The following is a 19,046-nucleotide window of genomic DNA, read 5'->3' on the forward strand; positions in this document are numbered from 1 at the left end:
ACCGCGAGAGCGCGATCCAGTCACCCGTCCCGCCCGTACCCGATCCCCTCGTCACCGCGAGAGGTCGATCCAGTCACCCGCCCCCGACCGCCCCTTCCACCGCGAGGGGTCGATCCGGTCACCACCACCCGCGACCCACCCCGAGAGGACGACGCCGATGACCCCCACCGCCGCCGCCCGGCCCGACCGCCGTCTCGTCATCGTCGTGCGCGCCGACCCGGTGATCTGCGGTCACTCGGGCGAGGCCCGCAACCTCGCGGAGGCCGCGCTGCACCGCGGGTTCGACGAGGTCCGCATCGTCACGTGGCCCGTCGACCGGCTGCAGGAGGCGGGTCTGCCGCTCAAGCCGCTCGACGGCGTGCTGCCGTACTCGCCGGGGATCGTCGTCGAACGCCCCGCACCGGTGGGCGACTACAAGGTCCCCGACGGCCGGTACCTCGCGGGCCTCACGGGGCGCCTGGTCGAGCTGTTCACCGACGGCGTGCCGACCGTCGCGATGTCCCTGTACCTGTCCCCGCACGCCACGGCCGTCGCCGACGCCGTCACGGTCGCGCGCCGCACGGGCCTGCCCGTCGACGTCGTCACCGTCGCCGAGGCCGTCGGGTCCGACGTGACGAACGTCGTGCGCGCGTGCGTGCAGGAGGACCGGTTCGGTGCCGCCGCGCACGTGCTCACGCAGTACCTGTCGCACGACGTCGTGCTCGCGGTGTCGCAGTACACCAAGGACCTCGTGGTCACCGAGGCCGCCGCGATCGACGCGCGCCACGGCACCCGGTTCGCCGACGAGTGCCGCGAGCGCGTCGCCGTGTCCTACCCCGCGATCGACGTCGGCACGTACCTCGCACGCGACGAGGACGCGACCGACCGCGCGCTCGCCGCCCGCGGTCTGACGCGCGACGGCTACGTGCTGTTCCTGTCCCGGCTCGCGCACGCCAAGGGCGTCGACGACCTCATCGACGGGTACGCCCGCTCGGGCGCACCGGCGTCGGGGCGTCGCCTGGTCGTCGCGGGCAACGGCCCGCAGGCCGACGAGCTGCGCGCGCACGCCGCCGCCACACCCGTCGCGGACCTCGTCACGTTCCTCGACGACGTGCCCGACGACGAGAAGGGCCACCTCATGGCCGGCTGCACCGCGTTCGTGCTGCCGTCCAAGCCGCGCCCCGAGTTCGTCGAGACGTTCGGCATCGCGCTGGTCGAGAAGATGCTGTCCGGCGGCGGACCCGTCATCACCACCGACACCGGAGGCATCGGCGAGGCCGTCGGCGACACCGCCACGATCGTGCCCGTCGACGACCCCGACGCGATCGCCCGCGCCCTCGACGGCGTCCTCGCGATGGACCGCGCCGACCGCGCCGCCGCCGCCGAGCGGGCGCGCGAGTACGCGCTGCAGTTCGACCGCGGGGTCGTGCTCGACAAGATCCTCGACCGGGTCGACGGCGTGCGGGTGGTCGCGGCGGTGTGAGGGGGGCGGGCGGCGGACGTCCGCGCCGGTCAGCGAGCAGAACGGGACGAATGCCCGCGAGCGTGCGCAGTGCGGGACGCGCGCCGGCGCCCGCCACGCCAGCCCCTACGCTCACGTCCGTGACGACGCTCCCCGCCGAGACCGATGCCGCTCGCACCGACCCGCTCGCCCACGACGCACCCCTGCCCGGTGCCACCGTCCGCCAGGCCGTGCAGCGTGTGACCCGCCGGGCGACGGTCTTCACCGGCCGCGCGAGCCGCAGCGAGCTGTGGTGGGTCGTGCTGCTCAACGCGCTGGTGTGGCTGGGTGCGGGTGCGCTGACCGTGGTCGCGGCACGCATCGGCGACGCGATCCGCCCGTCGCGGTCCAGCGATCTCGGCCTGTCCCCCGGGCCGGTGCTCGGCGTGCTGATCGTCCTCGCGCTGCTGACGCTCTACGTGCTCGTCACGCTCGTGCCGCTCTTCGCGGTCTCGGCCCGCCGCCTGCACGACGCGAACCTGCCCGCGTGGTGGCTGCTGCTCGCCGTGGTCCCCGGGCTGGGTGCGCTCGCGCTGCTGGTGCTGCTGGCGCTGCCGAGCAACCCGGCGGGGGCGCGGTTCGACCGGGCGTCGACCGAGCGGGCCCCGGTGGAAGGGCCCGCGAGCACCTGACCTGCCCTCCGACGGTCGACCACCGTGCCGTCAGCGACGTGTCGGCCGGGTGCACAGCAGAGCCGCTCGCGGGGTTGCCGGCCCCGCTGCCGGGCCCGCGTCAGGGCGGCGACCGGGCCCGTCCCTTCGTGCGGAGACGAGCACCGGAGCTGAACACTTGTCCATCACTCTCACGTGCGGACAGATTGCCCTACGACCATGCCCCCGAACGAGCGAAACTGCGACGGATGACGCACTAGTACTCACAATTCGAGGCCATTCCCCCACCAACGGCGGCTCTCCACCGCTACGGTGCTGCACGTGACAACCACTCGCGCCCAGGGCATGACCTGCGCGGTCGCTGCCATCGGACTGGTGCTCACAGGGTGCGCCACACAACCTGACCGAGACACGTCCCTTCCTGGCGCACAGGAAACCGGGACTGGCATGCCTGACTGTTCTCTCGAGCCGACCGACCACGTCACGGCCGAACTCGCGTCGCACTGCGTCTACAAGGGTTGGCTCGCAAACGACGAGCGCCTGATCGAGGCGTACGGCGCCCCGGACGTCACAAGCAACCTGCCTTTCGCTGGCGATGGAGCCAGTTTCGACTTCAAGGACTGCTCCCCGAGCGACGGACCGATCGACCCGGTCGTCTGCACTTGGACGACAGAAGCCGTCTCAGGCGATGGCACTGAGGGCATCTTTGTGATGCGAATGCACGTCGGCGTCGAGACTGAGGCAGATGGCTATCGCGTCAACAAGATCGAGCTCGAACCGCCCAGTTAATTTGTCGCCAGAACCCGTTCACTCTCAACGTCGGACATCGGTATGCCCATAATGTGTCTAGCTATGCGACGACACCACTAGCATCAGCTCGACGAATCGCTGCGACGACGGGGCGACATCCGGTACGGTTCCAGTACCGTGAACATCACAGCAAGGGGGCAGCGCGAATCGTAGGTGGACCGTGAGAATTGCTGGGCTCGTCGCCGCGGCGGCGATCCTCGCGGGAACTTCAACCGTGGCGAGCGGTGCACCGCTTGCTCCGACCGACCGCGACAGGGATGTCGTGATCGCCGCCAACGGAATCCGGCAAGGGGACGGTCGAGTGTTCTACCCAACCGGAGAGATCGATCCCGATACGCTCGTCATCATTCCGGACGAGGATGGTGTACTGCCCGGCGGCCTGAGTGTCGCTAAGGGCAGGCAGATCCTCGAAGCCGAGGGCGGAGACGGGTTGGCCGCAGCCATCGCAGAGGCGGACGTTGAGCGCGTGTCGCCCATGGCCGCCAGTAACACGTTCATCACAGGATTCCGCCCGGAGTGGAGCGAGTTTCGCCACTTCTCGGGACTCATCGGGACGAACGACAGCGTGGTCGCGAACTACCGCTTCGCTCCGCAGGTCGGAACGCAGCAGTGGGTGTGCGCCAAGGGCCTGGGCTACTACAAGGGATACAATGGCTCCGAGTTTGGGGTGTGGAGCAACTGGTATGACCTTGGCTGCAAGAAGGCGGGCGGGGTTCTCTGGAAGATCACTGCAGTTCCGTGGGGCAACGTCGCCGCCGTCCCGACTGCTCGATTCCAGTCCCAGCATTACCACATGATCGCGAACGGCGAGTGGGGGTTCTGAGCACCGGCTCCTGACGCAGACCCACCGGTAAGGGCGAGGTCCGTCCCACCGGCGACTGGGCACAGCGCCGATCCGGTGATACTCCAGCACCGCGAAGGCCCCGAGTCCCGTAAGGAGCTCGGGGCCTTTGCCGCCCTGGGAGGTCTCAGGCGGTCGCGGCCTGCTCGTCATGAGCGGTGACTGCGGCGGCTCATCCCCGCTCGCGCGGGGGTGAGCCCTCGCTGCTCCCGGTCGCTGAGGTCATGGGCGCGTCCCTTCCCCGCGTGCGGGGGTAACCACTCGTGATCGCGTGCCGGGCTGCAGCCGCCGGTCTCCTATCCGTGTACGGACGCCCTCAGCCCCGACGAGGTCGGCGTCAGGAAGGCGGGGCGACACGTGCGTCAGGCGGGCGGCGCCACGAACTGCCACCCGCGCTCGCGCATCAGCGGCACGAAGCGTGCGACGGCCGCGACGGTCTGGCTGCGGTCGCCGCCGCCGTCGTGCAGCAGGATGACGCCGCCGGGCGCGACGGCCTCCATGCGGCGCACGAGCTCGTCGACGCCGGGCGGCACCCAGTCCTCGACGGCGGTGTGCCAGCCCATCGAGCGCATGCCGAGGCCCGCGGCGACGTCGACGGTCGCGCCCCAGGACCCGAACGGCGCACGCCAGTACGGCACCGGCGCACCGGGCACGGCGGCACGGATCGCGTCGAGCGTGCGTGTCAGGTCGGCGTGCACGACGTCAGGTGACGCGTCGCCCAGGTCGTCGTGCTGCCACGAGTGGTTGCCGAACACGTGGCCGTCGGCGGCGATGCGTGCCACCAGGTCCGGGTGCTCGACGACGCGTTCGCCGACCAGGAAGAACACCGCCGGCACGTCCTCGCGGGCCAGCAGGTCCAGCAGGTCGGTGGTGTCGGGCGGGTTCGGGCCGTCGTCGAACGTCAGGACGATCGTGCGCTCGTCGCCGCCGACGACCTCGATGACGCCGTCGGACCGGACGCCGTCCGCCGGCTGATCCCCGGCGGGAGCCCCGTCGGCGGGCGGCCCGTCGAACCCCTCACCGTCGGCCGCCGCACCGGCGACGCGCCCGGCCCCGCTCACAGCACGCGCGCGAGCTGCTCGAGCGCCGCGAGCGGGTCAGGCCCGTTCGGGAACAGCACGCACGTGGTCGCACCGGCCGCGCCGCGCGCCGCGATGCGCTCGCGCACCTGCTCGACCGACCCCGCGAGGGCGAGCTCGCGCACCCACGCGTCGGGCATGCGAGACGCGAACTCCTCGGGCGAGGCGCTGTCGGCGCGCAGGGCCGCGAGCTCGGCGGCGAACGGCTGCTGCGCGAGGTGCGGCGCCCAGTCGGGCTCGCCGATCCACGCGAGCGCGTGCCGGGCGACGTCGAGCGCACGCGCCTCGTCGTCGTCGACGCACGCCGCGTCGTAGGTGACGACGCGCGGCGGCGTCGGGGCCGCGACGTGCTCGACGGCCGCGCGCACGTACGCGGGCGGGCACGGCTCGGCGAGCACGACGCCCTCGGCGACGCGCCCCGCGGCGGCGAGCGACTTGGGTCCCCGCACGCCGAGCAGGACGTCCGGCACGACCTCGGGCAGCGCCGACGGGTCGAGCGCGACGCCGTCGAGCACGACGGGCGCGTCCGGCGCGGTCGTCACGGTCTCGCCGCGCAGCAGCGCCCGCAGCGCGCGCGTGTACGCCTCGAGGAACGTCAGGGGACGCCCGGGCCACGCGCCGACCTGCCGCATCCAGTCGGGCATGCCGTGCCCGACGCCGATCGTCACGCGCCCGGGGAACAGGCGTGCGAGCGTCGCGGCGTCCATCGCGGCGAACCCGACGTTGCGCGCCGCGGCGGGCAGGATGCCGATGCCGACGTGGAGGCGCTCGGTCGCGGCGAGCACGGCCGCGGCCTGCGCGGCACCGCCGCGGAAGCCGAGGTCCTCGACGACCCACAGCTCGTCGAAGCCCAGGGCCTCGGCGCGGCGGGCGTGCTCCAGCACGAGGTGGGCGGGCAGGTCACGGGGCAGCAGCACCCCGATGTGCGGCGTCGTCATGGACCCATCCTGGCGCACCGCCGACGCCTCGCCGACCTCTCGCCAGCCGGCCGTCGCGCCCCGCGAGACCGGGCTCTCGTCGTTCACCGGTGACATGAGCGACACGCAACCCGGTCTCGCGGAGGGCAGTGTCCGGGGTATGAGAACCGACCGACGACCTCGGCCCGGCCGCTAGGACGGCCCGGACTCGCGGACTTCACCGTCGGCATCTCACCGACCGGACGTCGCATCCCGCGAGACCGGGCTCACGTCGCTCACGCGTGACATGAGCGACCCCAGCCCGGCCTGACGGACCGCGGGGTCCGGGTCGCGAGACCCGGAACCGACCAGCAGCCCCGACCTCAGCCCAGCGCGGCCGACGTCAGCACGACGCGCTCGGCGCCGTCCTGCGTCGCACGGACCTCGAACGACCCGTCGGCGGCGTCAAACGCGAGCGTCGCGCGCTCGTCGCCCGCGGTCCACGCGAACGTGCCGCGCGACCCGTCGACGTCCCACGCGAACTCGCCCGCGAACGCCGCGTGCGAGGAGCGCAGCCGCAGCCCGGTCAGCTGCGCGGCCACGGCGGGGTGCGTGAGCGCCGCCTCGACCTCGGCGGGCGTGTAGTGGTGGCGGTTGACGTCGCGGCCGACGCCCGTGCGGGCCAGCAGGTCCATGTCGTTGACGCCCGCGAGCAGGCCCACGTAGTAGACCTGCGGGATCCCGGGCACGAACAGCTGCAGCAGCCGTGCGAGCACGTAGCGGCGGTCGTCGCGGGCCAGCGCGTCGTAGAACGTGCAGTTGACCTGGTAGAGGTCGAGGTTCGACGCGGCCGCGCCCGTGGCCTGGCGCGACGTGCCGCCGCTGTTGTCGTGGATGCGCTCGACGAGCGCGTCGATCTTCTCGGGCGCCAGCAGGCCCGGCTCGCCGGGGCGCAGGTCGGACGTGCCGACGTCGACGATCCCGATGCCGTCGTGCGTGTCGAGGACCGTCACCGAGTTCGCGGGGCGGATGCGCAGCCAGCCCGCGAGCGGCTCGAGCTCGCCCGTGGTCAGCGCGTGCAGCACGAGCGGCGGCAGCGCGAAGTCGTAGACCAGGTCGACCTTGCGCGCGATGTCGATCTGCTGGGTGTGGTGCCCGTGCACCTCGACGAGCACCTGCGCGCCGCGCGCGTGCGCCTGCTCGACGATCCGCTCGGTGTACGCGTCGGTCGCGGGCGTCATGAAGCAGTCGGTGCCCGCCTCCTTGCCGGTGTACCCGACGGCGTCGAGCCGCAGCATCGAGACCCCGCCGGACGTCAGCGCGTCGACGACCGACGTCAGGTACTCCCAGGCCTGCGGCGTGCGCAGGTCGATGTCGACCTGGTCGGGTGTGAACGTGGTCCACACGAGGCGGCGGCGCCCGCCGAGGGTCATGACCGTGAACGGCAGGCCGGGTCGCGGGCGGTAGATGCGCGCGAGGTCCTCCTCGGTGGCGCCGAGCGGGAACACCGACCCCAGCGTGAGGAACATCGGCGCGTGCGGGGACTCCTCGCCGCGCTCGCGCACGTCGACGAACCGCTCGGAGTCGGCCGACACGTGGTTGACGATGACGTCGGCCATGACGGTGCGGCCGTCGGCGAGCGCGCGCACGTCGTCCCACGAGCCGAGCCGCGGGTCGACCTGCGTGTGGTCGCGCGGGTCGAACCCGGCGTCCGCACCGTCGTACGGCGGGTAGAACGGCAGCACGTGGACGCCGCCGAACGCGCCCGCGAGCGGGCCGTCGAGCAGCGCGCGCAGGCCGGGCAGGTCGCCGGCGAGCCGGTCGGCGTAGGTGATCAGCTGGGGGCCGTGGTGGGTCACGGTGCGGGCTCCGTCGTCGTCGGTGACCGGGGTCCGGTCGGGTGGGCCGTCGTGCCCGGCCGGGGGACGGCCGGGCACGACGGGGTTCAGGTCAGGTCGGGGGCGGTCACGCGCTCGCGCAGGCGGGCCAGCCACCGGGCGCGGGCCAGGCGCGCGTCGCGCGACACGGGCGCGTCGGGCACGAGCCCGTCGAACCCGTGGCAGCCGCCGGGCCACACGTGCAGCTCGGCGTCGCCGCCGTCGGCCCACAGCCGCGCGGCGTACGCGACGCACTCGTCGCGGAACGTCTCGGCGGAGCCGACGTCGACGAACGCGGGCGGCAGGCCGCGAAGGTCCGCCGCCCGCGCCGCCGCCGCGTACGGCGGGGTGCCCGTGCCACCGGCACGGTCCCCGAGGTACGCCGCCCACGCGGTCGCGTTGGCGGTCCGGTCCCAGGAGCCCACGCCGGCCATCTGGTGCCCGGAGGCGGTCTCGTTGCGGTCGTCGAGCATGGGGCAGACCAGCAGCTGCCCGGCGAGGGCCGGGCCGCCGCGGTCGCGGACGAGCAGCGCGAGCGCCGCGGCCAGGCCGCCGCCGGCGCTGATGCCCTCGACGACGACGCACGTCGGGTCGAGCCCGAGCACGTCGGCGTCGCCGACGAGCCAGGTGAGCGCCGCGTACGCGTCCTCGACGGCCGCGGGGTACGGGTGCTCGGGCGCGAGCCGGTACTCGACCGACGCGACGGCCCAGCCGGGTGCGACCTGCGCGGCCGCGGCCACGTCGTCCGACACCGTGCCCACCACCAGGCCACCGCCGTGCAGGTGCAGCAGCACGGGCACCGCGTGGTCGACGGGCGGGCGCAGCAGCGCGACGCGCACGGTGCCGCCGCCGGGGCCGGGCGCCTCGTGCCAGGTGAGCTCGAGGCCGGCCTCGGCGGCGACGTCGGCGAGCACGGGCGGCTGCGCGCGCTCGCGCAGCGCCGTGATCTCGTCGGGCCGCAGCGTCGTGACCACGTCGGCCGCGCGCGTCGTGAGCGCGTCGGCGATCGCGGGGTCGAACGGCGGCCGCGCGACGGCGACCTGCGTCATCCCTTCAGCGCTCCCTGCATGAGGGCGGACACGAACTGCCGCTGGAACGCGAGGAACACCAGGAGCGTGGGCGTGAGGATCAGCAGCGACCCCGCGCACAGCAGCGGGATGTCGGTGCCCCACTGGCCCTGGAACGCGCCGAGCGCACCGGCCATGGTCCGCTTGGTCGGGTCGTCGACCAGCACGACCGCGAGCAGGAACTGGTTCCACGTCCACAGGAACATGAGGATCCCGAGCGACGACAGCGCGGGCGTCGACAGCGGCAGGTGGATGCGCGCGAAGAGCTTCCACGTGTTGGCGCCGTCGATGCGGGCGGCCTCCGAGAGGTCCTCGGGCATGTTGACGAAGTGCGCGCGCATCCACATGACCGCGAACGGCATGTACAGGCCGATGAGCGGCAGGATGATCGCCCACCGGGTGTTCAGCAGGCCGACGTCGCGCATCTGGTAGTACAGCGGCACGATCACGGCCTGGAACGGCAGCGTCAGGCCGATGACGAACGTCAGGAAGATGACGCGGTGCCCCGGCGGCCGCAGGTGGCCGAGCGAGAACCCGGCGAGCGTCGCGATGAGCAGCGCGACCGGCACGACGCCGACCTCGATGAGCGCGCTCGACCACAGCAGCGCGCCCATGTTGGCGGCCGTGAACGCGTCGACGAAGTTCGACCAGTACGGGGTCTCGGGCAGGGCGAGCCCCGAGGGGTACGTGCCGGGCTTGTGCAGCGCGGTGATGAACAGGCTGACGAACGGCACGATCGTGACGAGCATCAGGATGATGAGCAGGACGCGGCCGAGCCACGTCTCGCGGCGGGAGACGATCACGGGTCAGTCCTCCCGCGTGAGTCGCTGGATGGGCAGGACCACGGCCAGCACGAGGGCCATGAAGACGACGGCGAGCGCCGAGGCCTGGCCGACCTCGCGGCTGAAGAAGCCGAGGTAGTAGATCTCGAGGCCGGGCACGAGCGTGGAGTTCGCCGGTCCGCCCTGGGTCGAGATGTAGACGATGTCGAACGCGGCGAGCGCGGCGATGATCGTGACGGTCACGCACACGCCGATCTCCTGGCGGACGCTCGGCAGCGTGATCGCGAAGAACTCGCGGACCGCGCCGGCGCCGTCGATGCGCGCGGCCTCGTACAGGGACGGGTCGATCTTGGTCATGCCCGCGAGCAGCAGGAGCATGCACAGGCCGAGCGCGACCCACGCGCCGATGACGCCGACGGCCGGCAGCGCGGTGTCGGTGTCACCGAGCCAGGCGCGCGTCACCGAGCCGAGCCCGATGCCGCGCAGCAGCTCGTTGACCAGGCCGTCGGACGCGAGCAGCCAGGTCCACATGATGCCGGCCGCGACGAGCGGGATGACCTGCGGCAGGAAGAGCACGGTGCGCGACGCGAGGGCGAGGCGGCTCGCCGCGAACTTGCGGATCGTGGCCGCGGTGAGCAGGCCGAGGATCACGGGCACGAAGCTGAAGTAGATGATCAGCTCGAGCGCGTTGAGGATCGAGCCCAGGGTCTCGGAGCTCTGCGTGAGACGGCGGTAGTTGTCGAACCCGACCCACGTCGAGGCCGTGACGCCGTTCCACTTGTAGAAGGAGTACTGCACCGTCAGCGCGAGGGGGCGCAGCACGAAGGCCGCGTAGAACACCGCGGCGGGGACCACGAGGCCGAGGGCGACCCAGCCCCGGCCCAGGCGCCGTGCCCGGAGGGCACGGCGCCTGGCCTCGTGGCTGGTCGACGCCGGGGCGGCGACCTCGCGGAGACCGGTGGTGTCGGTCGTCCGCATCTGCATCATCAGCCGCCGATCTCGCTCTCGTAGTCCTTCTGGACGGCCTCGAGCAGGCCCTTGGCGTCCTGCTCGCCCGCGACGAGCTTCTGCAGGTTCGGGGTCCAGCTCTTGGCGTAGATGGCGCCGGTGGCGTTCGCGATGAACTCCATCGAGCCGTTGTCCTTGGCGATCGTCGCGCCGGCGGCGAGCGTCTGGGCGGTCACGGAGTCACCGTCGACCTCGGGCATGAAGGCGTCCGACGGGCCCATGGGGTGCGAGCCGCCGACCTCGACAGCGATGGTGCGGGCCTCGTCGTTGGTCGCGATCCAGTCGAGGAAGAACGCGGCGCACTGCGGGTGCTCGGCCTTGGCCGAGATGCCGTAGGTGAGCGGCGCGGACATCGCGCCGACCTTGCCGCCGGCCTCGGCGGGCGGGACGAGGAAGAAGCCGACCTTGCCGGGCATCTGGGTGTCGAGGTTCCCGGACTCCCAGTCGCCGTTGAAGATGAACAGGCTCTTGCCGTCGATGAAGCGGCTCATCATCATCGAGTAGTCGAGCGAGTTGACGTCGTCGGCGAAGTAGCCGGCCTCGACCCACTTCTGCAGGTGCTCGGCGGCCTTGAGGTTCGACTCGGTGTCGATGCTCGCGCCGGGCTGCTGGAACGTCCAGGCGTTGATCATGCCCGGGTCGCCGTACGAGGCCATGAGGCCCTGCAGCGGGAACGCGAGACCGCCGGTGGCGCCGCCGTTGAACTGCGCCATGGGCGTGATGCCGGCGTCCTTGGCCTTCTGCATCCACTCGTCGAGCTCGGCGAGCGTCTCGGGCGGGGTCGTCATCCCGATCTGGGCGGCGAGCTCCTTGTTGTAGAAGACGCCGGTCATCGAGTAGTTGAGGCCCTGGGCGTACAGGGGGCCGTTGCCGCGGCGGCCGTCGGCGTCGACGCGCATCTGCTCGAGCTGCGAGGCGGGCCACTCGTCCCAGCCGAGCGCCGTGGCGGCGTCGTCGAGGTCGTAGAGCAGGCCGTCCTTGGCGAGCTCGGACACCTGCGGCAGGCGCATGAGGTCCGGCGGGTTGTCGGCGAGGACGCGGGGCGCGTTCTGGGTGAGGACGGCGAACTGGTCCTCGCGCACGTCGAACTTCACGTTCGGGTACTGCTTCGAGAACTCGTCGAAGAGCTTGCCCGCGAGGGGGAAGCCGGTCTCGACGTAGGCGCTGAGGGTGACGTCGTCGGTGCCGCACGTCCAGTCGGCCTTGTCGGTGGAGCCGCCCGCGGTGCTGGCGGGCTCGTCGGACGTGCCGCCGCCGGGTGCCGAGCACGCGGTGACGGTGAGGATGCCTGCGAGGCACAGGGACGCAGCGGCGACGGCGCGCCGCGGGTGAGCTGTCGTACGAGACACCGGTGTCTCCTCCTTGAGGGGCCGGGACCCGGGCGGGGGGTCCGTGCTAAATCGGCTTAGCACCACGATGTTCGCTACCGCTCGCCGCCGGTGTCAAGCCGGTGCGGGTCACGGATCGGTCACGCGCGGCCGCGCCGCAGGGGACGAGTCGGACAACTGCCCAGGAGACGCCGCCGGGACCGACGGCGGGCCGCGGCGTCGCGCGGCACCCCTAGGATCCTCGGCAGGACCAGGGCCTGGAGGACGACGTGAGCCGCCGACGCGTGACGCTCGCGGACGTCGCACGCACCGCGGGGGTGTCGTCGACGACCGCCTCCCTCGTGCTGTCCGGCCGCGGCTCCGAGCTGCGCATCTCCCCCGCCGTGCAGGACCGCGTGCGCACCGCGTCGAGCGAGCTCGGCTACCGCCCCAACATCGTCTCGATCGGCCTGCGCAAGGGCACGACGCGCACGCTCGGCCTCGTGTCCGACACGGTCGCGACCGGTCAGATGGCCGGCGACATGATCAAGGGCGCCATCGAGGCCGCGCGCGACCTCGGCTTCATGCTGTTCATCGGCGAGACCGAGGGCGACCCCGCGATCGAGAGCGCGCTCATCGACGCGATGCAGGACCGGCAGGTCGACGGCATCATGCTGACCTCGATGTTCACGCGCACGCGCGCCGTGCCCGAGGCGCTCGAGCGCGTGCCCACCGTGCTGCTCAACACGCTGCCCGCGGCCCCCACCCGGGCCCCCGCGGTCGTGCCCGACGAGGTCGCCGCGGGCCGCGCCGCGGCCCGCCTGCTGCTCGACGCCGGCCACCGCGAGATCCACCTCGTCGGCGCCGGACCGGGCCCCGACGATGTGCCGCCCGACACCGTCGCGGGCGTCGAGCGGCTCACCGGCATCCGCGAGGTGCTGTCGGCCGAGGGCCTGGCGCCCGCGTCGGGGCACCTGTGCGACGACTGGGCGCCGCCGCAGGGCTGGACCGCGACGCACGAGCTGCTGCGCCGCCACCCCCGGCCGCGCGCCGTCATCTGCTTCAACGACCGGCTCGCGTTCGGCACCTACCAGGCGCTGCAGGAGGCCGGCCTGCGGATCCCCGACGACGTGTCGGTCGTGTCGTTCGACAACTACCCCATGGCCGACTGGCTGCGCCCCGGCGTGTCGTCGTTCGCGATCCCGCACGAGCAGCTCGGGCGGCGCGCGGTCGAGCTGCTGATCGCGCGGATCACGGGCGGCGCCCAGGCGTCCGACGACGCCGTCGACGGCGAGGGCACCGTGCACCGGCTCGCGATGCCGCTGCGCGCGCGGGGCTCCGTGGCGCCGGTCTGACGCCACGGAGCCCCGCGGTCGCACCCGGGGCTCAGACCTCCCGCGACGCGCGCACGCGCCGCCGGACGAGGACCGTGCCGAGGCCCGTCGCGGCCAGCGCGAGCGCGAGCAGGGCCGCGAGCGGCGCCGGGCCGGTCACCGCCAGCGCGCCGGACGCGCCCGGCGCGCCCGTGCCGGCCGTGCCGGAGCCGGCCGTGCCGTCGGTACCGCCGGTGCCGCCGTCCGTGCCGCCGTCCGTGCCGCCCGGCGTGCCGGGCTCGGTCGGGACGTCCGGGTCGCGGTCCTGCGCGAGCAGCCACTGCAGCGTCGCCGGGTCCTCGAGGGTCGGCGCCGCCGCGAGGTGGAAGTCCGGCAGCCCGAACGCGTCGTCGCCGTACTCGGTCCACCGCACGAGCTCCGCGACCCGCGCGGCGTCGAGCCCGCGGTCCTCGTACGCCGCGACGAGCGCCTCGTAGGACGCACGGGCGCGCGCGACGGGCAGCAGGTGGTCGTTCGTGCCGTGCGTGATCCACATCGGCACCTCCCCCGCCGCGATGCGCGCGAACTCGTCCTCGTCGCCCGGGAACCCGCCGGTCAGCAGGCCGCCCGCGAACAGGTCGGGCCGCTCCGAGAACATCTCCCACATGAGCTGCGACCCGTACGACACGGACGTCGCGTAGACCCGGTCGCGGTCGACCGCGTGCTGCGCGAGGAACGCCTCGACGAGCTCGACGGTCTGCGCGCCCTCGATGGCCTTGCCGAGCCGCTCGTTCTGCGGCGCGAGCACGATCACGCCCTCGTCCGTCCCGGTCCAGGACTCCTGGTTCCAGGCGACCGCGAGCATGTCGGACGCGAGCTGCACGCCGACGTTCTGGCCGTCGTAGCCCATGCCGTGGCCCGGCAGCGCGACGACGAGCGGGTACGTGCGCGACGGGTCGTAGCCGTCGGGCAGGCGGTACGCGTACCGCACGTCGCCCGTGCTGGACGCGAACGTGTCGAGCACGAACCGGTCGACCTCGCGGTCGAGCGGGTCGCCCGTCAGCCGGTGCGCGCGGGTCGGGTCGGCCGCGGCGACGAGCGCACCGTCGGTGCCGGTCACGTCGCCGAGCTGCGTGACCTGCGTGAGCTGGTCGGGGTTGACGCGCACCGAGCACAGGAACGTCGGGCAGCGCGACACGATGACCGTCCAGCCGCCCACCGGGGAGTCCACGAGGTCGAGGACGACGAAGCGCCCCGGGGCCTCGGGCCGGTCGTCGGTCAGCAGCCGCGCGGGGTCGTCGGTCGTCCAGACCGACGCGACCGCGCGGTCCACGAGGTCCGGCAGCGTCTCGATGCCCGCGAACCGGAAGTTGTACCCCGAGTCCTCGACGCGGAAGTCCGCGGGCGTCAGGCCCGACGCGTCGACGTCGGCGCCGTACTCGAGCACGACCTGCGTCACCTGCTGGCCGAACGAGCCGACCTCGGTGACCGCGGTGACGCCCAGCACGGGGCTCGGCGCGGGTGCGCGACGCTGCGCCAGCACCCACTGCAGGATCGCCGGGTCGGCGTACGTCGGCATCGTGGCCGCGTGGTGGTCCGGGACGACGAACGCGTCGTCCGCGTACTCGACGTGCCGCACGGTGTCCGCGGCGGTCGCCTCGTCCATGCCGGCGGCCACGTACGCGGCGCGCAGCAGGTCCCGGCTCGTGGTCGAGAACGTCGGCGGCAGCACCGGGTCGCTCGTGCCGTGCGTGAGGTAGACGGGCACGGGCTGCGCGGCGATCGCCGCGGCCTGCTCCTCGCTCACCGCGAACCCGGACACGATGAGCGCGGCGTCGAACAGCGTCGGGTCCTGCGCCATGGCCGCCCACGCGAGGGTCGAGCCCCACGAGAACGTCGCGGCGTAGACGCGGTCGGCGTCGACCGCGTGGTCGGCGACGAAGGACCGGACGAGCGCCGTCATGGCGTCGGCCTCGAGCGGGTTGCCGACGCGCTCGTTCTGCGGTGCGAGCACGATGACGTCCTCGTCGACGCCGGTCCGCGCGGGCAGGCCCCACGCGGTGACCATGGCGTCCACGGCGAGGTTCACGCGCGGGTTCTCGCCGTCGTAGCCCGAGCCGTAGCCGTGCAGCGCGACGACCAGCGGGTACGTGCGCGCCGGGTCGTAGCCCGCCGGCAGGCGGTACGAGTACGGCAGCGCGTGGCCCTCGTGGTCGTAGACGTCGGACACGTAGCCGTCGACGACCGGGTCGACGGCCGGCGCGGTGACGCGCACGGGCGTCGGGTCGGCCGTGGTGAGCAGCGTGCCGTCGGCGGCGTGCAGGTCGGCGACCTGCGTGACCTGCGTGCGCAGGTCGGTGTTGATCTTCTCGAAGCACAGGCGCGGGCAGGTCGAGCGGATCACGGTGTTGCCGCCGGGGTCCGTCGGGTCGAGCTCGAGGACGACGTAGCGCCCGGGCGTCGACGTGCCCACGGGCAGCCGGCCGACGGCGTCGTTGGTGTAGGCGCGCGTGATCGTGCGCGGCGCGAGGTCGTCGAGCTCCTCGAGGCCCGCGCTGAAGCGGAAGTCGTACGTGCTGTCCTCGACCACGAACGCGGCGGGCGTGACGTCGGCCGGGTCGACGGCGGCCGCGTACTCGACGACGACCGCGGCGACCTTCTGGCCCGAGGCGTAGACCTCGGTGACGGGCGTGACGGACACGATGCCGTCGGGGGCGGGCTCGGGGGCGGCCGCGGCGGGTGCCGCGGTGGCGAGGGTCGCCGCCGCGAGCGCGGCGAGCGCCGCGAGCGCGGTGGTCCGCCGGCGGTGGTCAGGGGTGCGGCCCCGGCTGAGGGGTCTCCACATGCGATGTCTCCTTCGACACGGTGCGGCGCCCCCCGAGCAGCCCTCGTCGGCTGCTGCCTTCTCGGTCCACGTCGTTGCTAGACCGATTTAGCACCACGCTAGCCAGTGCGTCCGCTGAGGGTCAACTGTGAAGCCGGGGCCTCGACGTCAGGCAGCCGCGCGCCGCGCACGCACGCGCAGCACCCACCAGATCGCGCCGCCGAGCGTCATCCCGAACCCGGCCGCCGAGAGCCCGATCACCACGAACACGCCCAGCACGGTCCCCACGACCGACCCGAAGAACGGCCCGAACGGCTTGTCCGCGGCGATCGCGACCCACGCGTCCGACGCGTCCGCGGGCGGCACCGCGACCGTGTACCGCCCCGACTCGGGCGCCGTGAACGCCCCGACCGTCGCGGCCACGCGCCCACCCGCACCGGTCTGCATGCTCACGCCCGGCGACCCGTCGGCCTCGACCACCGCACCCGACGGCGCCATGAGCAGCACGTCCTCCGCGAGCTCGGGGCGCTCGTCGTCGCGCACCGCGTCATGCGGCACCACGAGGTACACCGCGTACCGCTCGCCCGCCGTGAGCACGACCTCCGTCGCACCGGGCGCGTCGGCCGACGCGAGCACCGCCGCCCCCGGCCGGCCGTCGTTCGTCAGCACGTCCGAGCGCACCGCGCCGACGAACCCGCCGATCGTCGCCACGAACGCGACCAGCGCGCCCAGCAGCAGCACGACGCCCACGGCCGTGAGCCACACCGGCCCCGTCACCGACGTGCGCCGCGGGCGCGGCGGCGGTCCGGGCCAGGGGCCCGACGCCGGCTGGTCGGGGGCGGGGTACGGTCCGGGCGCGCTGCTCACCCGCCCGACGCTACCGCCGGTGCCTGCACCGCGGCGCGGTCCGACGGTCCCGACGGCGCCGCCGTCAGATCGACGCCACCCACAGCCCGTCGCGTGCCCGCGTCATCGCGACGTACAGCTCGCGCAGCCGGAACTCCCGCCGCTCGCGGTCCACGTCGTCCAGGCCGTCGGGCTTGTCGGTGAACCACGACGCGTACGGGTCCACGACCAGCACCTGCTTGAACTCCAGGCCCTTCGCGCGCTTCACCGTGCCGACCTTGACGCGGTTCACGGGCACGCCGTCGTACTGCTCGAGGTTGACCACCGGGACGCCCGCGCGCCGCAGCGCCTCGGTCGCGTCGTCGACGCCGCGCCGCGACAGCGACAGCACGCCCACGTCGCCGAAGCTCGTGCCGACCTCCGCGACGACCTCCTGCACGCGCTGCACCATGCGGCGCTGCCGGTCCGCCTCCCCCGCGCACCGCACGTACAGCGGCTTGGGGCCCGTGCGCGGCACCTGCGCGGGCCGGTCGCCGCGCGCCGTCGCGCCCTCGATGTCCGCGAACTCGTCGTCGCGCACCAGCATCGACGCGAACTGCAGGATCTCCCGCGTGTTGCGGTAGTTGACGTCGAGCACCGTGCCGCGACCCGCGACCGAGATGCCCGCCTCGGCGAGCGTGAACCCGCCCGGGTAGATGGTCTGCTGACCGTCGCCCACGAGCGTCAGCCCGTCGGTCTCGTCCCCCACCAGGCCGTGCAGCATGCGCAGCATCACGCACGTGAGGTCCTGCGCCTCGTCGACGACGACGGCCGTGTACCGCTCGGCGGGCGGGCGACGCCGCAGCTCGGCCTCCGCGAGCGCGATCTGGTCCGCGAAGTCGTGCACGCCGCGGTCGCGCAGCTCGGCGTCGTACGCCTCGTACAGCTGCCAGACGACACGCCGCTGCTGCAGCCCGAGCCGGTGCCGGCGGCCCAGCCGCGGCAGGTCCGCGTACTGGTCCCAGCGGGTCAGCCCACGGCCCTTGATGACCGAGGCGACCTCCTCGTGCCAGTAGTCCTGCTCGTGGCGGTCGGTGTCGATGATCGACCCGCCCGCGACCTTGCCCCACGCCGCCGTCCACGCCGCCGCGATCTGCCTGCCGTCGATCCGCACGCGCACGCCCGCCTCGTCGAGGATGCGCTTGGCGGTCTCGTGCACGCCCGCGAACTCGACGCGGTCGACCACGTCGGGCGCCAGCCGCGTGAGCATCTGCCGCAGCACGTCGGGCAGCGTCCGGATGTACGTGGTCACCAGGACCTTGCCCTCGCGGGTGCGTGCCAGGTACGCGGCACGGTGCAGCCCGACGACCGTCTTGCCGGTGCCCGCGGCGCCGCGGATCCGCGCCGGCCCGTTGTACGAGCGGCGCACGACCTTCGCCTGCGCGGGGTGCAGGAACGTCATCCACTCCTCGACGGGCGCCGCGAGCAGCCCCTGCAGCAGGGTGCGGCGGACCTCCTCGTCGTCGTGCAGCGGCGCCACCCCCGCGGGGCCGCGCGGCGCGGGCACGTCGAAGGACTCGCCCGCCGCGTCGTCGGGCACGAGCGCCGGGACGACGACGGGCGCGGCGTCCGGCACGCGCGGCGCCGGGAGCACCGGCTCGGGCAGCGTCGTGCTGACGGGGGCGGGCGCACCGACCTGCCCGAACCAGTCGAGGCACCGCGCGAGCACGCGGTCGACCTGCGCGGGTGCGAGCCGCGCACCGCGGCGCGCGACGAGGCCGAGCACGTCGCGCTCGCCGACGACCCGCACGGGCCCGACGCGCTCGTCGACGCCCTGCCGCCCCGCCAGCACCGCGACGGCGTGCACCTCCCCCGGCGCCAGCCCGATCTCGGCCAGCTCGCCCTCGGTGCGGTACGCGAGGTCCGCGAGCGCCATGAGGTCCTCGGTGACGTCCTCCTGCCCGCGCAGGATCCGGTCGCGGTCGATCGTGACGTCCGCCCACGCCTTGGTGTCGACGACGAACACACCGCCGGGGCCGACGACGACCATGTCGACCTGCGCGCGGCGGCTGCCCGGCCAGCGCCGGTCGGCGAGCAGGTGGTGGCCCGCGGCCGCGAGCGGCGCCAGGGCACGCGCGGTGCGCTGCTCGGTCGCGGACGCGACGCCGTAGCGCGACGCGGTCGCGCGCGCCTCGACGGCGGCCTTCTCGTGGGCGGCGGCGAGGGCGAGCTGACGCTGCGCCTCGAGCGCCGCGGAGTCCCCTGCGGGCATGGGTCGGTGTCCTCCGGTGTCACCCGACCTATCGGCCGGCCGCGGGCCGACCAT

The 19,046-nt window shown here is 73.6% G+C and carries 15 protein-coding genes; 5 read left to right on the top strand and 10 right to left on the bottom strand.

Features of this window, described 5'->3' with window-relative positions; genetic code table 11:
* Nucleotides 1-157 precede the first annotated feature (157 nt).
* The 4 genes from E4A51_RS08800 to E4A51_RS08815 all read left to right on the top strand — a co-directional run bounded on the left by E4A51_RS08800 (nt 158) and on the right by E4A51_RS08815 (nt 3,724).
* Complete coding sequence (locus E4A51_RS08800; protein ID WP_134851517.1) at nt 158-1,462, top strand: glycosyltransferase; 1,305 nt, start codon at nt 158-160, stop codon at nt 1,460-1,462.
* Nucleotides 1,463-1,581: 119 nt separating this feature from the next.
* On the top strand, nt 1,582-2,112 hold the full coding sequence (locus E4A51_RS08805) for a DUF805 domain-containing protein (protein ID WP_070318722.1): 531 nt from the start codon (nt 1,582-1,584) through the stop codon (nt 2,110-2,112).
* Nucleotides 2,113-2,412: 300 nt separating this feature from the next.
* Complete coding sequence (locus E4A51_RS08810) at nt 2,413-2,880, top strand: hypothetical protein (RefSeq protein ID WP_134851518.1); 468 nt, start codon at nt 2,413-2,415, stop codon at nt 2,878-2,880.
* 181 nt (nt 2,881-3,061) lie between these two features.
* Nucleotides 3,062-3,724, top strand: a complete 663-nt coding sequence (locus tag E4A51_RS08815) for a hypothetical protein (protein WP_134851519.1) — start codon at nt 3,062-3,064, stop codon at nt 3,722-3,724.
* A 380-nt stretch (nt 3,725-4,104) separates the two neighbouring features.
* Here the strand turns inward: E4A51_RS08815 and E4A51_RS08820 are convergent, their stop codons facing one another.
* The 7 genes from E4A51_RS08820 to E4A51_RS08850 all read right to left on the bottom strand — a co-directional run bounded on the left by E4A51_RS08820 (nt 4,105) and on the right by E4A51_RS08850 (nt 11,800).
* Nucleotides 4,105-4,803, bottom strand: a complete 699-nt coding sequence (locus E4A51_RS08820) for a polysaccharide deacetylase family protein (RefSeq protein WP_240696432.1) — start codon at nt 4,801-4,803, stop codon at nt 4,105-4,107.
* Complete coding sequence (locus tag E4A51_RS08825; protein ID WP_134851520.1) at nt 4,800-5,759, bottom strand: LLM class flavin-dependent oxidoreductase; 960 nt, start codon at nt 5,757-5,759, stop codon at nt 4,800-4,802. Before E4A51_RS08825 ends, E4A51_RS08820 begins: the two co-directional genes overlap by 4 nt.
* A 341-nt stretch (nt 5,760-6,100) precedes the next feature.
* Nucleotides 6,101-7,576: a sucrose phosphorylase gene (gtfA, locus tag E4A51_RS08830; protein WP_070318742.1), complete on the bottom strand. Its 1,476-nt coding sequence runs from the start codon at nt 7,574-7,576 to the stop codon at nt 6,101-6,103.
* A gap of 86 nt (nt 7,577-7,662) precedes the next feature.
* A complete protein-coding gene (locus tag E4A51_RS08835; RefSeq protein WP_070318725.1) occupies nt 7,663-8,643 on the bottom strand; it encodes an alpha/beta hydrolase in 981 nt (326 codons plus the stop codon).
* Complete coding sequence (locus tag E4A51_RS08840) at nt 8,640-9,464, bottom strand: carbohydrate ABC transporter permease (protein WP_046529516.1); 825 nt, start codon at nt 9,462-9,464, stop codon at nt 8,640-8,642. The genes E4A51_RS08835 and E4A51_RS08840 overlap by 4 nt, the downstream gene beginning before the upstream one ends.
* 3 nt (nt 9,465-9,467) lie before the next feature.
* Entirely contained in the window at nt 9,468-10,430 is a 963-nt protein-coding gene (locus E4A51_RS08845) for a carbohydrate ABC transporter permease (RefSeq protein WP_134851521.1), read from the bottom strand.
* A complete protein-coding gene (locus tag E4A51_RS08850; protein WP_046529518.1) occupies nt 10,430-11,800 on the bottom strand; it encodes an ABC transporter substrate-binding protein in 1,371 nt (456 codons plus the stop codon). The genes E4A51_RS08845 and E4A51_RS08850 overlap by 1 nt, the downstream gene beginning before the upstream one ends.
* Nucleotides 11,801-12,048: 248 nt before the next feature.
* Between E4A51_RS08850 and E4A51_RS08855 the strand changes: the two genes are divergently transcribed.
* Nucleotides 12,049-13,113, top strand: coding sequence for a LacI family DNA-binding transcriptional regulator (locus E4A51_RS08855; protein ID WP_233421038.1), 1,065 nt, complete (start codon nt 12,049-12,051; stop codon nt 13,111-13,113).
* Between the two features lie 31 nt (nt 13,114-13,144).
* Here E4A51_RS08855 and E4A51_RS08860 read toward each other — a convergent pair whose 3' ends face one another.
* The 3 genes from E4A51_RS08860 to E4A51_RS08870 form a co-directional block, all read right to left on the bottom strand.
* A complete protein-coding gene (locus E4A51_RS08860; protein ID WP_134851522.1) occupies nt 13,145-15,916 on the bottom strand; it encodes a PHB depolymerase family esterase in 2,772 nt (923 codons plus the stop codon).
* A 147-nt stretch (nt 15,917-16,063) separates the two neighbouring features.
* The gene (locus tag E4A51_RS08865; protein WP_134851523.1) at nt 16,064-16,762 is read right to left on the bottom strand and encodes a hypothetical protein; all 699 of its coding nucleotides are present in this window, start codon (nt 16,760-16,762) and stop codon (nt 16,064-16,066) included.
* 64 nt (nt 16,763-16,826) lie between these two features.
* Nucleotides 16,827-18,992 (bottom strand): UvrD-helicase domain-containing protein, encoded by a 2,166-nt coding sequence (locus E4A51_RS08870; RefSeq protein WP_134851524.1) that lies wholly within the window; start codon nt 18,990-18,992, stop codon nt 16,827-16,829.
* Between the last annotated feature and the right edge of the window lie 54 nt (nt 18,993-19,046).

Origin of the sequence: Cellulomonas sp. HD19AZ1 (assembly GCF_004535805.1) — a bacterium.
In the GTDB taxonomy this organism is placed as follows: domain Bacteria; phylum Actinomycetota; class Actinomycetes; order Actinomycetales; family Cellulomonadaceae; genus Cellulomonas; species Cellulomonas iranensis.